We start from the raw sequence: 12245 nt of genomic DNA, 5'->3' as shown, positions 1-12245 counted from the left end.
CGCTTCTGGTACGTCTTGTATTTACGTTGTGACTTGACTCAGTTGCTACGTATTCGTGGTCGCCAGCACCTCTTCGAGTGACGTGACGCCCGCCCTGACCTTCAGCAGCCCGGCTTCGCGCAACGATAGCACGCCATCCTTGCGCGCCTGCTCGGCGATCTGCAGGGCGGTGCCGTGCGACAGGATGATCTGCTGCATGGCCTCGGTGATCGGCATGACCTGGTAGATACCGCAGCGGCCCTTGTAGCCGCTGCCGTTGCAGCGCTCGCACCCGACCGGATGGTAGGGCTGCCAGCTGCCGTCCAGGTCGTGTTCGCGAAAGCCGGCATCCAGCAGCGTCTCGCGCGGCAGCTCGCCGGCGCGCTTGCATGTGCACAGCCGGCGCGCCAGCCGCTGCGCCGTGATCATCAGCACGCTGGAAGCGATGTTGAACGGCGCCACGCCCATGTTCATCAGCCGCGTCAGCGTGGTGGGGGCGTCATTGGTGTGCAGCGTCGACAGCACCAGGTGGCCGGTCTGCGCGGCCTTGATCGAGATATCGGCGGTTTCCAGGTCGCGGATTTCGCCGACCATGATGACGTCCGGATCCTGCCGCAGGAACGAACGCAGCGCCGCGGCAAAGGTCAGGCCGGCCTTGTCGTTGACGTTGACCTGGTTGATGCCGGGCAGCTGGATTTCGGCCGGGTCCTCTGCGGTCGAGATATTGATGTCGCCCTGGTTCAGCAGGTTCAGGAAGGTGTACAGCGACACCGTCTTGCCGCTGCCGGTGGGGCCGGTCACCAGCACCATGCCGTACGGACGCTTGATCACGTCCAGCAGCAGCGCCTTCTGTTGCGCCTCGTAGCCGAGCTGGTCGATGTCGAGCTTGTCGGTCGACGATTCCAGGATCCGCATCACGATCTTCTCGCCGAACAGCGTCGGCAGCGTCGAGACGCGGAAATCGACGGCTTTCTCGACCGTTTCCCTGGCGTCCTTGTCCTTGGGATCCTTCGCGTCCTTGCTGTCTTTGTTGTCCTTCGGATCCTTGGGCAGCGCGATCAGCAGCTTCATGCGGCCGTCCTGCGGCACGCGCTTTTCAGAAATATCCAGCCGGGACAGCACCTTGATGCGGGTGGCAATCTTGTCGCGGATATCCAGCGGTGGCCTTGCCACCTCCTGCAGCACGCCGTCCACGCGGAAGCGGATCCGGTAGAAGGTCTCGAACGGCTCGAAATGCAGGTCGGACGCGCCGCGGTGGAAGGCTTCGGTCAGCAGCTTCTGCAGGAAGCGCACCACGGGCGCGTCGTCGATGGCATCGGCGGCAGTGCGGTTGCGCTGCGCGCCGGCGGCCGCCACCGGGTCGTACTCGATCATCTTGCGCTCGGCCTGCACCGGCGAGATGTTCTTCAGCGTGCCCAGCGCCTCGCCGGCGGAGCGCACGTGCTTCATCAGCTTGTCGTGCTCGACCACCACCGCTTCGACCGGCACCTTGTACTTTTCCTTGATCGCGTCCAGGCCGGCCTGGTTGGACGGATCGGACAGCCCGAGCACCAGCCGGTTTTCGCGGCGGCCCAGCGGCAGCAGGCGGTGCGCATGGAATTCGCGGTTGCCCGCCAGCCCCGGCGGCACCTTGGTCAGGTTGTACTGGTTCAGGTCGAGCAGCGGCAGCTGGTACTTGTCCGCGGCAAACACCGCCAGGTCGTGCGCGCTCATGGTGCCGCTGCCGACGATCTCGTCGATCAGCTGCGACTGCTTTTCACGGGCGGCCTGCTCCAGCTGAGCAAGCAGGGCGGGCGCGATACGCCGGCTCTGGGCCAGGGCAAGTCCGAGTGTCATGACAGGTGCGCAGTGGTTGGACAGTGGCCGCCGGCCACGGACGGACGATACGGTTCACGTCCTGGGATCGGGGCAGTTTGCCGCTGGGGTCACTTTTTGTAAAGGCGATGGCGGGACGTGTTTGCGTTTGCGCGACACGGGCGCAACCCTACTTGCGCGGGGGCAGGGGTGGCCATGAGGATCGGGAGGGCAGAAAGACAAAAAGCCGAATCAACTTTCGTTGATTCGGCTTTTTCTTAAATCTGGTCGGGGTGAGAGGATTCGAACCTCCGGCCTCTACGTCCCGAACGTAGCGCTCTACCAGGCTAAGCTACACCCCGATTTGTTTTTGCTTGCCGTCGCTGGGCGTCAGCAGCAAAGAAGGTAACTATAACAGCGTTTTTCCTGAAATGGAAGAGGGGTGAAGCATCCCTTACGACTGCCGCTGCAGCGAGAACGCGCAGAGCTGGATCAGCGTTTCCTTCAGCGCGGAATCCGGGAATTGCTGCGCGGCCCGCTCGGCGGCTTCCGCTTCCTGGCGCGCGGCCTCGAAGGTGACCTCGAGCGCGCCGCTGGCGTGGATGGCCGCGAAGACCGCGTCGAAGTGCTCGGTGCCGCCCTGCACGATGGCGTCGCGCGCCAGCTGGCGCTGCTCCGCGGTACCGTGCTCCAGCAGATGCAGCAGCGGCAGCGTGGGCTTGCCTTCGCGCAGGTCGTCGCCGGCGTTCTTGCCCATCTGCTCGGCGCTGGCGGTGTAGTCCAGCATGTCGTCGATCAGCTGGAAGGCGGTGCCGATGCGGCGGCCGTATTCGGCGGCGGCTTCTTCCATCTGCGCGTCGGCGCCGGCCAGCACCGCGCCCAGCTGGGCGGCGGCCTCGAACAGCTTGGCGGTCTTGTAGCGGATCACCTGCAGGTAGCGCTCGATGGTGACATCCGGATCGTGCATGTTCAGCAGCTGCAGCACTTCGCCCTCGGCGATCACGTTGGTCGCGTTGGACAGGATCTCCATGATGCGCATGCTGCCGGCATCGACCATCATCTGGAACGCGCGCGAGTAGAGGAAGTCGCCAACCAGCACGCTGGCGGCATTGCCGAACACCGCGTTGGCGGTGTCGCGGCCGCGGCGCAGCTCGGATTCGTCGACGACGTCGTCGTGCAGCAGCGTGGCGGTGTGGATGAACTCGACGACGGCGGCCAGCTCGTGGTGCCGGTTGCCGTCATAACCCAGCGCGCGCGCCGTCAGCAGCAGGATCACCGGGCGCAGGCGCTTGCCGCCGGCACCGATGATGTATTCACCGATCTGTTCGATCAGGGGGACTTCGGAAGACAGCCGCTGGCGGATGACAGCATCAACCGCGCGCATGTCTGCAGCGACCGGGGCAAGCAAGGCAGTGGCGGAAGGCTGGGACAAGATGATCACCGTTACGCAAAACCGGACGATTATATGCGAAGCACGCGGCGTTCTACGCATGCCCCGCATTCTTGCCGCGGGTGGGCAGGTAGGCGGCTCAGGGTATGCGCGCAGCGGCGTCGGTGACCGGCGCAACTATAATGCGGACATGGACAAGCCCGTATCCCGTCGCCAGCTGCGCCGCACCGCGTGGTGGGTGGCGTTTGCCGCACTGGCGGGGTTCCTTCTCGCCGATCTGACCTGAGCTGGGCGGCCGCCGATTGTGCCGACCGCGCCGCTCACAGGCTATGTGCCTGTTTTCTTTGCAGTTTTCCCCGATCTCGTTTACAATTCCCGGTTTCCTCCGGTAGTCGCTCGCCTTGCGGGTCCTTGCCGGTGGGAGATAACCGGGCCGCATCGCGCGGTTTCGGCGTTTTATTCACATCCGAGAGGTTCGACAATGTACGCGGTCGTAAAAACCGGCGGCAAGCAATACAAGGTTGCTGCTGGCGAAAAACTGAAAGTAGAACAGATACCGGCAGACATTGGCGCAGAAATCACGCTCGACCAGGTGCTCGCAGTGGGCGCCGGCGACCAAATCAAGTTTGGTACGCCGCTGGTTAGCGGGGCTTCCGTCAAGGCTACCGTTATCTCCCAGGGTCGTCACGACAAGGTGAAGATCTTCAAGATGCGCCGTCGCAAGCACTACCAGAAGCGTCAGGGCCATCGTCAGAATTACACCGAACTGCGCATCGAAGCGATCGTTGCCTGATCGATCGAGCGTAATCCGGTAAAGCGACAGGAGTAAGACATGGCACAGAAAAAAGGCGGCGGTTCCACGCGGAACGGCCGTGATTCCGAATCGAAGCGTCTGGGCGTGAAGGTGTTTGGTGGCCAGGCCATCAACGCCGGCGGCATCATCATCCGCCAGCGCGGTACCCGCGTGCATGCCGGCGACAACGTCGGCGTGGGCAAGGACCACACGCTGTTCGCCCTGGTTGACGGCCACGTGCAGTTCGCCGTCAAGGGCCCTGCCAAGAAGCAGCAAGTCAGCGTCGTCCCGGCGGCCTGATAACAGCCTTTGCAGGATGAAAGGCCCCGCAACGCTTGCGGGGCTTTTTCTTTTCTGGCGAAGTAAACTACGCCGGCCCCCGATCTGCCGATCCCATCACGGAAAACCCATCATGAAGTTCATCGACGAAGCCCGAATCGAAGCCATCGCCGGCAACGGCGGCAATGGCAGCGCCTCGTTCCGGCGCGAGAAGTTTGTGCCCTTCGGCGGCCCGGATGGTGGCGACGGCGGCCGTGGCGGCAGCGTGTTCGCGCAGGCGGACCGCAATATCAATACCCTGATCGACTTCCGCTACGCCAAGAAGCACGTGGCCAGGAACGGCGAAAACGGCCGTGGCTCCGACTGCTATGGCGCCGCTGGCGACGACATCACGCTGCGCATGCCGGTCGGCACGCTGATCACGGATATGGATAGCGGCGAGGTCATCGCCGACCTGACCGAGCATGGCCAGCGCGTGTGCCTGGCCGAAGGCGGCATGGGCGGCTGGGGCAACCTGCATTTCAAGTCCAGTACCAACCGCGCGCCGCGCCAGCAGGTGGACGGCAAGCCGGGCGAGCGCCGCATGCTCAAGCTCGAGTTGAAGGTGCTGGCCGACGTCGGCCTGCTGGGCATGCCCAATGCCGGCAAGTCGACTTTCATTTCGCATATTTCCAACGCGCGCCCCAAGGTGGCGGACTATCCGTTCACCACGCTGCATCCCAACCTGGGCGTGGTGCGCGTTGACCATGAGCAGTCGTTCGTGGTCGCCGACATTCCGGGCCTGATCGAAGGCGCGGCCGAGGGCGCGGGCCTGGGCCACCAGTTCCTGCGCCACCTGCAGCGCACCGGCCTGCTGCTGCATATCGTCGACCTGGCGCCGTTCGACGAGGCGGTCGACCCGGTCGCCGAGGCCAAGGCCATCGTCAACGAGCTGAAGAAGTACGACGAGGACTTGCACGACAAGCCGCGCTGGCTGGTGCTGAACAAGCTCGACATGGTGCCCGAGGACGAGCGTGCCGCACGGGTCAAGGACTTCCTCAAGCGCTACAAGTGGAAGGGCCCGGTGTTCCAGATCTCGGCGCTGACCGGCGAAGGCTGCCGCGAGCTGATCTACGCGATCAAGGACCATCTGGCGGCGATCAAGGCCGAAGAGGCCGCGGCGCTGGCCGAACCGGACATCCGTCTGGACGATCGGCTGCACAACGTCGACCAGGACGAGCGCGAGGCATAATCAAAACCCAACGGTCTGAAACGAATTCCGGAGACAGGATTCCCGCCATGCAATCGGTCATCGCGCAGGCAAAGCGCATCGTCGTCAAAGTCGGCTCCAGCCTGGTCACCAACGATGGCAAGGGACTGGACCACGACGCCATCGCCCGCTGGGCATCGCAGATCGCCAGGCTGCGCGTGGCGGGCAAGGAAGTGGTGCTGGTCAGCTCCGGCGCCATCGCCGAAGGCATGCAGCGCCTGGGCTGGGTGCGCCGGCCGAAGGAAATCCACGAGCTGCAGGCCGCCGCCGCCGTCGGCCAGATGGGCCTGGCGCAGGTCTATGAAAGCCAGTTCACGCGCTACGGCATCCGCACCGCGCAGGTGCTGCTGACCCACGCCGACCTGGCCGACCGCGAGCGCTACCTGAACGCGCGTTCCACGCTGCTGACGCTGCTGTCGCTGGGCGTGGTGCCGATCATCAACGAGAACGACACCGTGGTTACCGACGAAATCAAGTTCGGCGACAACGACACGCTCGGCGCCCTGGTCACCAACCTGATCGAAGGCGACGCGCTGGTAATCCTGACCGACCAGCGCGGCCTGTACACCGCCGATCCGCGCAAGGACCCGGCGGCGCAGTTCGTCGACGAGGCCATGGCCGGCACGCCCGAACTGGAGGCGATGGCCGGTGGCGCCGGTACCTCGATCGGGCGCGGCGGCATGCTGACCAAGATCCTGGCGGCCAAGCGCGCCGCCAAGTCCGGCGCGCACACCACCATCGCCTCCGGGCGCGAGGCCAGCGTGCTCGAGCGGCTGGCCGCGGGCGAGGCCATCGGCACCCAGCTGCTGGCGCCGACCGGCCGGCTCACCGCGCGCAAGCAGTGGATGGCCGACCACCTGCAGCTGCGCGGGCGCGTGGTGATCGATAACGGCGCGGTCGAGAAGCTGACCGACGGCGGCAAGTCGCTGCTGCCGATCGGCGTGGTCGAGGTGCAGGGCGAATTTGCCCGCGGCGAGGTGATCGCCTGTGTCGATCCGCAGGGCAAGGAAGTGGCGCGCGGTATCACCAACTATTCGAGCGCCGAGGCGCGCCTGATCGCGCGCAAGCCTTCGTCGGAGATCGAGTCGGTGCTGGGCCACCTGAACGAGCCCGAGCTGATCCACCGCGACAACCTCGTGCTGGTCTGAGCGGCGACCGAAAACAGCCAAAGAAAAACGGCGGAACTGCCAGGCAGTCCCGCCGTTTTTTTATGCCGATGCCGCCCGCCTCAGCGGCGGCTGGGCGCGCGCGATTGCAGCTCGCGCACCATGTCCTCCGGCTTGCCGGCCACCGTGCGGCCCTGGCAGAAGAACTCGATGGCCAGCGTGGCAGCATAGGCGTTGCGCACGCCGGTTTCCATGCGATGCCAGGTCTCGCCGTAGCCGCTGGTGTTGGGCACCCATTCGGTGGCGCCCTTGGGCAGCGTGGCGTAGAGCTTGCGCTCGAAGGCGTCGCAGCGCATGCCTTCGAAGGTCACGTTGCGGGCGCCGCTCTGGCTGGTGGTGACCACGGTGTAGCGCACCACGTTGTCCTTGCCCACCGAAACCGACTTGCTGTCCACCGCAAACGACAGCGTGCCGGTGCCGGACACCGAGAACGGCACCAGGTTGGCATCCTGCGGCGGCGCCGGCAGCATCGCCTTGGCTTCCTCGAAGGTCTTGGGCGCGAAGGGGCTGAGCCAGGTGCTTTCTTCTTCCGCCATCTCCTTGCCGGTGGTCTTGCAGCCCGCCAGCGCCAGCGTGGCGGCGGCAAGCAGCAGGCCGGCAGCGGTCAGGCCGCCGCGGCAGCCCGGGCCGGTGCAACTAGTCATCAGTACTCCGTGAGTTGGTAACCGGCGCCGCCGGCGAAACAGTTTCTTGTGCTGCCGCGCCGCCGCAGTCGGCCGCGGCAGGCCTTGACGACTGGCCGGCGACCGGGGGCGGGATGCCGCGCTGGCCGCCTCCATGGCGGCCGTGCGCATGCGTGCCATAGGGGCTCAGCGGCACGCGCGGATGCCGGTTCAGGAAGCGCGACAGTTCCGTCAGCGCCATCTGGTAGACATCGCGCTTGAACTCGATCACCGCCTCCAGCGGCACCCAGTAGTGGCTCCAGCGCCAGGCATCGAACTCCGGATGGTCGGTGGCGCGCAGGTGGATATCGCAGTCCCTGCCCGCCATGCGGAGCAGGAACCAGATTTGCTTCTGGCCCCTGTAGTGGCCGCGGATCTCGCGGCGGATGAACTTGTCCGGCACCTCGTAACGCAGCCAGTCGCGTGTGCGACCTACGATCCTGACGTGCTCCGGAAGCAGGCCGGTTTCCTCATGCAGTTCGCGGTACATGGCCTGTTCCGGCGTCTCGCCGTACTTGATGCCGCCTTGCGGAAACTGCCAGGAGTGTTCGCCGATGCGCTTGCCCCAGAAAACCTCGTTGCGTGCGTTGAGGAGGATGATGCCGACGTTCGGGCGAAAGCCTTCACGATCGAGCATGACTGCACCTCGAATCCTTTAGAATTACGCTGATTATAAAGGAAGCGCGCAGCTGGGCTCTGGCGGGGGGATGCTGGTTTTCCCGAGCAGAAGGGCAGTTTCAGGCGCGTGCGCGACAATTCAGTGCCGCCGCTACCGGAATTCGCCGGGCAGGCGTTGCGGCCTCGAGAGAAAGCTACGGATGAAAGCCTCGCAATTCTTCATTTCCACCCTCAAGGAAGCGCCCGCCGACGCGGAAATCGTGTCGCACAAACTGATGATGCGTGCCGGCATGATCAAGAAGCTGGGCGCCGGCATCTACACCTACATGCCGATCGGGCTGCGCGTGATCCGCAAGGTGGAGAACATCGTGCGCGAGGAAATGAACCGCGCCGGCGCGGTGGAAATGTCCATGCCGGTGATCCAGCCGGCCGAGCTGTGGCAGGAGACCGGCCGCTGGGACAAGATGGGCCCCGAACTGCTGCGCCTGAAGGACCGCCATGAGCGCGACTTCGCCGTGCAGCCGACCTCGGAAGAGGTGGTGACCGACATCGCCCGCAGCGAGATCCGCAGCTACAAGCAGCTGCCGCTCAATTTCTACCAGATCCAGACCAAGTTCCGCGACGAGCGCCGGCCGCGCTTCGGCATCATGCGCGGGCGCGAGTTCACCATGAAGGACGCCTATTCCTTCGACCGCGACACCGACGGCCTGCGCAAGTCGTACGAGAACATGTACGACGCTTACGTGCGCATCTTCAGCCGCTTCGGGCTTGAGTTCCGCGCGGTGGCGGCCGACAACGGTGCCATTGGCGGTTCGGGTTCGCATGAATTCCATGTGATCGCCGATACCGGCGAAGACGCCATCGTCTACTGCCCGACCTCGGCCTACGCCGCCAACATGGAGGCCGCCGAGGCGCTGCCGCTGTTGGCGGAGCGCGCCGCGCCGAAGCAAGACCTGGTCAAGACCTTCACTCCGGAGAAGGTCAAGTGCGAGCAGGTTGCCGAATTCCTGAGCATCCCGCTGGAGACCAACGTCAAGTCGATCGTGCTGGCCACGGACAGCGAAGCCGGCGCCCAGATCTGGCTGCTGCTGATCCGCGCCGACCACGAGCTGAACGAGGTCAAGGCCTCCAAGGTGCCGGGGCTGGCCGACTTCCGCTTTGCCACCGAGAACGAGATCGTCGACGCCTTCGGCTCGCCCCCGGGCTATCTCGGCCCGATCGACATGAAGAAGCCGGTCAAGGTGGTGGCCGACCGCACCGTCGCCAACATGAGCGACTTTGTCTGCGGCGCCAACTACCGCGACTACCACTTCACCGGCGTCAACTGGGGCCGCGACCTGCCCGAGCCGATCGTCGCCGACCTGCGCAACGTGGTGGCGGGCGATGCCTCGCCGGACGGCCAGGGCACGCTGGAGATCTGCCGCGGCATCGAGGTGGGCCACGTGTTTATGCTGGGCACGCGTTACTCGGAATCGATGAACGCCACCTTCCTGGACGAGAACGGCAAGACCCAGCCGATGCAGATGGGCTGCTACGGCATCGGCGTCACCCGTATCCTGGGCGCCGCGATCGAGCAGAATTTCGACGAACGCGGCATCATCTGGCCGGCGGCGATCGCGCCGTTCGAGGTGGTGATCTGCCCGGTTGGCTATGACCGCTCCGAGGCCGTCAAGGCCGAGGCCGACCGCATCCATGCCGAGCTGCTGGCTGCCGGTGTCGACGTCATCATCGACGACCGCGGCGAGCGTCCGGGCGTGATGTTCGCCGACTGGGAACTGATCGGCGTGCCGCACCGCGTGGTGGTGGGCGACCGCGGCCTGAAGGAAGGCAAGGTCGAGTACCAGGGCCGGCGAGACGCGCAGGCCACCCCGGTCAGCGTGGCCGACGTGGTCAGCCACGTGCGCAACCAGCTGGCGAACTGAGCCCGATGCGCGCCGCACGCGCAATGCCCGCCGCCCGCCGCCTTGCCGGCGGGCTGCTGCTGGCGCTGGCCGCGGCGGCCGCGCATGCCGGCGCGCAGAAGGAAGAAGACCTGGCAGATTCCGTGCGCGGCGCGCTGGCCGCGGCGATTGCAGACGACCGGCCCACGCGGCCGGTCTTTGCATCCGGCGGCGAGCGCCTGGCTTACCTGAAGTGGCTGGGCGAAATGTCTTCGCGCCTGGCCACGCGCATCCCCGAGCCGCAGGTGCGCGTGGAACTGATCGAGGTCGCCTACTACGAGGCCAAGCGCGCCGGGCTGGAACCCGCGCTGGTGCTGGGCCTGGTCCAGGTCGAGAGCAATTTCCGCAAGTACGCGATCAGCTCGGCCGGCGCGCGCGGGCTGATGCAGGTGATGCCGTTCTGGGTCCGCGCCATCGGCGACAGCGACCCGCGCAAGCTGTTCCACCTGCAGAGCAACCTGCGCTACGGCTGCACCATCCTGCGCTACTACCTCGACCGCGAGCAGGGCGACCTGTACCTGGCGCTGGGCCGCTACAACGGCAGCCGCGGCCGCCCCGAGTATCCCAATGCCGTACTGGCGGCGTGGAAGCGCTGGCAGTATTCCGAAGCTTCGGTCACCGTTGCCGGCGAACCGGACAATGCGCCGGCGCGCGCCCCCCGTGCGCTGCCGTCGGATCCGCCGGAACGCAATCCTTTCTCGCCGCGCCGCGTCGCCAACCCGTCATGATCCGCGAAGCATCCGATGCCGGCGGCAGGGCCGGCTATACCGAATCCTCGCCCGAACTCGAGCAATGGCTGGCCCGGCATATCGCGCAGGGCTTTGCGGCCGATGCGCTGGTGCTGTCGATGCTGCGTTCGGGCTATGACGACGGCTTTGCGCGCCGGGCCGTGGCGGCAGCGTTCGGTGCGGACGTCGCCGCGGGCCGCCCGGCCAGGCCGGAGCCGGCGCGCACGGCGGCGCCTCCTCAGGCCAGGAGCACCGCGGCAGCCTTTGTGGCCGATGGCGGCGACCGCCAGGTGCCGATCCTGTTCCGGCTCGCCTCGCCGCAGATCCGGCTGTACCAGCAACTGCTGAGCGCCGACGAGTGCGACGCGCTGGTGGCGCTGTCGCGCGGCCGGCTGGCGCGCTCGCCGGTGGTCAACCCCGACACCGGCGACGAGAACCTGATCGACGCCCGCACCAGCATGGGCGCCATGTTCCAGGTGGGCGAGCATGCGCTGATCGAACGCATCGAGGCGCGTATCGCCGCGGTCACCGGCGTGCCGGCCGAGCACGGCGAAGGCTTGCAGATCCTCAACTACAAGCCCGGTGGCGAATACCAGCCGCATTTCGATTTCTTCAATCCGCAACGGCCGGGCGAGGCTCGCCAGCTGACCGTTGGCGGCCAGCGCATCGCCACGCTGGTGATCTACCTGAACACGCCCGCGGCCGGCGGCGCCACCGCGTTCCCGCGCCTGGGGCTGGAAGTGGCGCCGGTAAAGGGCAATGCGGTCTACTTCAGCTACCTGCTGCCCGACGGCATGCTGGACGAGCGCACGCTGCATGCGGGCCTGCCGGTCGCCGAGGGCGAGAAGTGGATTGCGACCAAGTGGCTGCGCGAGCGGCCGTATCGCAGCGAGGCCTGACCGCGCCGAGCAGGATTGCGCCGATCGATCCTGTATCGGCAATTTGCTGAAAAAGTGTACCGGTACTGTACCGTTGACTGACCGTAGACTGATTCCCTGAACGCATGGAGTCAGTCATGGAAGTATCCCAACTCGCAGCCGGCACCGGTGTCTTTGCCGCTTTTGCCGGTTTTGCGCTGGTGTCGTCGATCACCCCCGGTCCGAATAACACGATGCTGCTGGCCTCCGGCGTGAACTTCGGGTTCTTGCGCACGGTGCCGCACCTGCTCGGCGTCAGCATCGGCTTTGCGCTGATGGTGGCGCTGGTCGGGCTGGGGCTGGGGTCGCTGTTCCACGCCTTCCCATGGACCTGGCAGGTGCTGCGCGTGGTGGCGACCGTCTACCTGGTCTGGCTGGCATGGAAGCTCGCCACGGCCGGCGGCGTGCAGGACCAGCAGGTGGCGCGGCCGATGGGCTTCTGGGCCGCGGCGGCGTTCCAGTGGGTCAATCCCAAGGCGTGGGTGATGGCCGTGGGCGCGTGCAGCACCTATGTGCTGCACGGCAACCTGTGGCTCAACGTGCTGCTGCTGGCCGGGATCTTCGGGGTGGTGAACCTGCCCAGCGTGGCGATGTGGGCGTTATGCGGCTCGGCGCTGCGGCGCTGGCTGGCGCGGCCGAAGGTGCTGCGCGCGTTCAATATCGGGATGGCGGTGTTGCTGCTGGCTTCGCTGTGGCCGATTTTGGGGTCGCAGCAGGCGTGATGTATTTT

The 12245-nt window shown here is 66.0% G+C and carries 13 protein-coding genes and 1 tRNA gene; 9 read left to right on the top strand and 5 right to left on the bottom strand.

The genetic code is table 11. The annotated features are described in order from the left end of the window. Nucleotides 1-45: 45 nt before the first annotated feature. From E0W60_RS25335 to ispB, 3 genes are all read right to left on the bottom strand, one after another. Nucleotides 46-1815: an ATPase, T2SS/T4P/T4SS family gene (locus E0W60_RS25335; protein ID WP_133098009.1), complete on the bottom strand. Its 1770-nt coding sequence runs from the start codon at nucleotides 1813-1815 to the stop codon at nucleotides 46-48. Between the two features lie 243 nt (nucleotides 1816-2058). Then, nucleotides 2059-2135 (bottom strand) — tRNA-Pro (locus E0W60_RS25330). A gap of 92 nt (nucleotides 2136-2227) precedes the next feature. Beyond that, a complete protein-coding gene (ispB, locus tag E0W60_RS25325; protein ID WP_133098448.1) occupies nucleotides 2228-3157 on the bottom strand; it encodes an octaprenyl diphosphate synthase in 930 nt (309 codons plus the stop codon). On the opposite strand from ispB, the gene E0W60_RS25320 reads away from it, so the two are divergent. From E0W60_RS25320 to proB, 5 genes are all read left to right on the top strand, one after another. Then, nucleotides 3156-3449 carry a hypothetical protein gene (locus E0W60_RS25320; protein ID WP_135705969.1) on the top strand — a complete coding sequence of 98 codons (294 nt, stop codon included), beginning with the start codon at nucleotides 3156-3158 and terminating at the stop codon, nucleotides 3447-3449. The genes ispB and E0W60_RS25320 overlap by 2 nt on opposite strands. 195 nt (nucleotides 3450-3644) lie before the next feature. Continuing rightward, the gene (gene rplU, locus E0W60_RS25315; protein ID WP_006576525.1) at nucleotides 3645-3956 is read left to right on the top strand and encodes a 50S ribosomal protein L21; all 312 of its coding nucleotides are present in this window, start codon (nucleotides 3645-3647) and stop codon (nucleotides 3954-3956) included. 39 nt (nucleotides 3957-3995) lie between these two features. Further along, nucleotides 3996-4256: a 50S ribosomal protein L27 gene (rpmA, locus tag E0W60_RS25310; protein WP_010814747.1), complete on the top strand. Its 261-nt coding sequence runs from the start codon at nucleotides 3996-3998 to the stop codon at nucleotides 4254-4256. A 112-nt stretch (nucleotides 4257-4368) separates the two neighbouring features. Beyond that, on the top strand, nucleotides 4369-5466 hold the full coding sequence (gene obgE, locus E0W60_RS25305) for a GTPase ObgE (RefSeq protein WP_133098446.1): 1098 nt from the start codon (nucleotides 4369-4371) through the stop codon (nucleotides 5464-5466). Nucleotides 5467-5513: 47 nt separating this feature from the next. Further along, a complete protein-coding gene (gene proB, locus E0W60_RS25300; protein WP_135705968.1) occupies nucleotides 5514-6632 on the top strand; it encodes a glutamate 5-kinase in 1119 nt (372 codons plus the stop codon). Nucleotides 6633-6712: 80 nt separating this feature from the next. Here proB and E0W60_RS25295 read toward each other — a convergent pair whose 3' ends face one another. Together E0W60_RS25295 and E0W60_RS25290 are read right to left on the bottom strand one after the other, a co-directional pair. Beyond that, nucleotides 6713-7294, bottom strand: coding sequence for a CNP1-like family protein (locus E0W60_RS25295; RefSeq protein ID WP_133098444.1), 582 nt, complete (start codon nucleotides 7292-7294; stop codon nucleotides 6713-6715). Continuing rightward, complete coding sequence (locus E0W60_RS25290; protein WP_135705967.1) at nucleotides 7287-7949, bottom strand: RNA pyrophosphohydrolase; 663 nt, start codon at nucleotides 7947-7949, stop codon at nucleotides 7287-7289. Before E0W60_RS25290 ends, E0W60_RS25295 begins: the two co-directional genes overlap by 8 nt. A gap of 181 nt (nucleotides 7950-8130) precedes the next feature. On the opposite strand from E0W60_RS25290, the gene E0W60_RS25285 reads away from it, so the two are divergent. The 4 genes from E0W60_RS25285 to E0W60_RS25270 all read left to right on the top strand — a co-directional run bounded on the left by E0W60_RS25285 (nucleotide 8131) and on the right by E0W60_RS25270 (nucleotide 12237). After that, complete coding sequence (locus tag E0W60_RS25285) at nucleotides 8131-9852, top strand: proline--tRNA ligase (RefSeq protein ID WP_133098442.1); 1722 nt, start codon at nucleotides 8131-8133, stop codon at nucleotides 9850-9852. A gap of 5 nt (nucleotides 9853-9857) precedes the next feature. Next, nucleotides 9858-10598, top strand: a complete 741-nt coding sequence (locus E0W60_RS25280; protein WP_133098441.1) for a lytic transglycosylase domain-containing protein — start codon at nucleotides 9858-9860, stop codon at nucleotides 10596-10598. After that, complete coding sequence (locus E0W60_RS25275) at nucleotides 10595-11497, top strand: 2OG-Fe(II) oxygenase (RefSeq protein WP_133098440.1); 903 nt, start codon at nucleotides 10595-10597, stop codon at nucleotides 11495-11497. Before E0W60_RS25280 ends, E0W60_RS25275 begins: the two co-directional genes overlap by 4 nt. 116 nt (nucleotides 11498-11613) lie before the next feature. After that, nucleotides 11614-12237: a LysE family translocator gene (locus E0W60_RS25270; protein WP_135705966.1), complete on the top strand. Its 624-nt coding sequence runs from the start codon at nucleotides 11614-11616 to the stop codon at nucleotides 12235-12237. The last annotated feature ends 8 nt before the right edge of the window (nucleotides 12238-12245 follow it).

It is taken from the genome of Cupriavidus oxalaticus, assembly GCF_004768545.1.
In the GTDB taxonomy this organism is placed as follows: Bacteria; Pseudomonadota; Gammaproteobacteria; order Burkholderiales; family Burkholderiaceae; genus Cupriavidus; species Cupriavidus oxalaticus_A.
This window is presented reverse-complemented; position numbering and strand designations above follow the sequence as displayed.

Excerpts from the sequence above, each read along its gene's own strand:
- E0W60_RS25335 (WP_133098009.1), bottom strand. The coding sequence starts at position 1,815 with ATGACACTCGGACTTGCCCTGGCCCAGAGCCGGCGTATCGCGCCCGCC.
- E0W60_RS25320 (WP_135705969.1), top strand. The coding sequence starts at position 3,156 with ATGTCTGCAGCGACCGGGGCAAGCAAGGCAGTGGCGGAAGGCTGGGAC.
- ispB (WP_133098448.1), bottom strand. The coding sequence starts at position 3,157 with ATGCGCGCGGTTGATGCTGTCATCCGCCAGCGGCTGTCTTCCGAAGTC.
- rplU (WP_006576525.1), top strand. The coding sequence starts at position 3,645 with ATGTACGCGGTCGTAAAAACCGGCGGCAAGCAATACAAGGTTGCTGCT.
- rpmA (WP_010814747.1), top strand. The coding sequence starts at position 3,996 with ATGGCACAGAAAAAAGGCGGCGGTTCCACGCGGAACGGCCGTGATTCC.
- obgE (WP_133098446.1), top strand. The coding sequence starts at position 4,369 with ATGAAGTTCATCGACGAAGCCCGAATCGAAGCCATCGCCGGCAACGGC.
- proB (WP_135705968.1), top strand. The coding sequence starts at position 5,514 with ATGCAATCGGTCATCGCGCAGGCAAAGCGCATCGTCGTCAAAGTCGGC.
- E0W60_RS25295 (WP_133098444.1), bottom strand. The coding sequence starts at position 7,294 with ATGACTAGTTGCACCGGCCCGGGCTGCCGCGGCGGCCTGACCGCTGCC.
- E0W60_RS25290 (WP_135705967.1), bottom strand. The coding sequence starts at position 7,949 with ATGCTCGATCGTGAAGGCTTTCGCCCGAACGTCGGCATCATCCTCCTC.
- E0W60_RS25285 (WP_133098442.1), top strand. The coding sequence starts at position 8,131 with ATGAAAGCCTCGCAATTCTTCATTTCCACCCTCAAGGAAGCGCCCGCC.
- E0W60_RS25280 (WP_133098441.1), top strand. The coding sequence starts at position 9,858 with ATGCGCGCCGCACGCGCAATGCCCGCCGCCCGCCGCCTTGCCGGCGGG.
- E0W60_RS25275 (WP_133098440.1), top strand. The coding sequence starts at position 10,595 with ATGATCCGCGAAGCATCCGATGCCGGCGGCAGGGCCGGCTATACCGAA.
- E0W60_RS25270 (WP_135705966.1), top strand. The coding sequence starts at position 11,614 with ATGGAAGTATCCCAACTCGCAGCCGGCACCGGTGTCTTTGCCGCTTTT.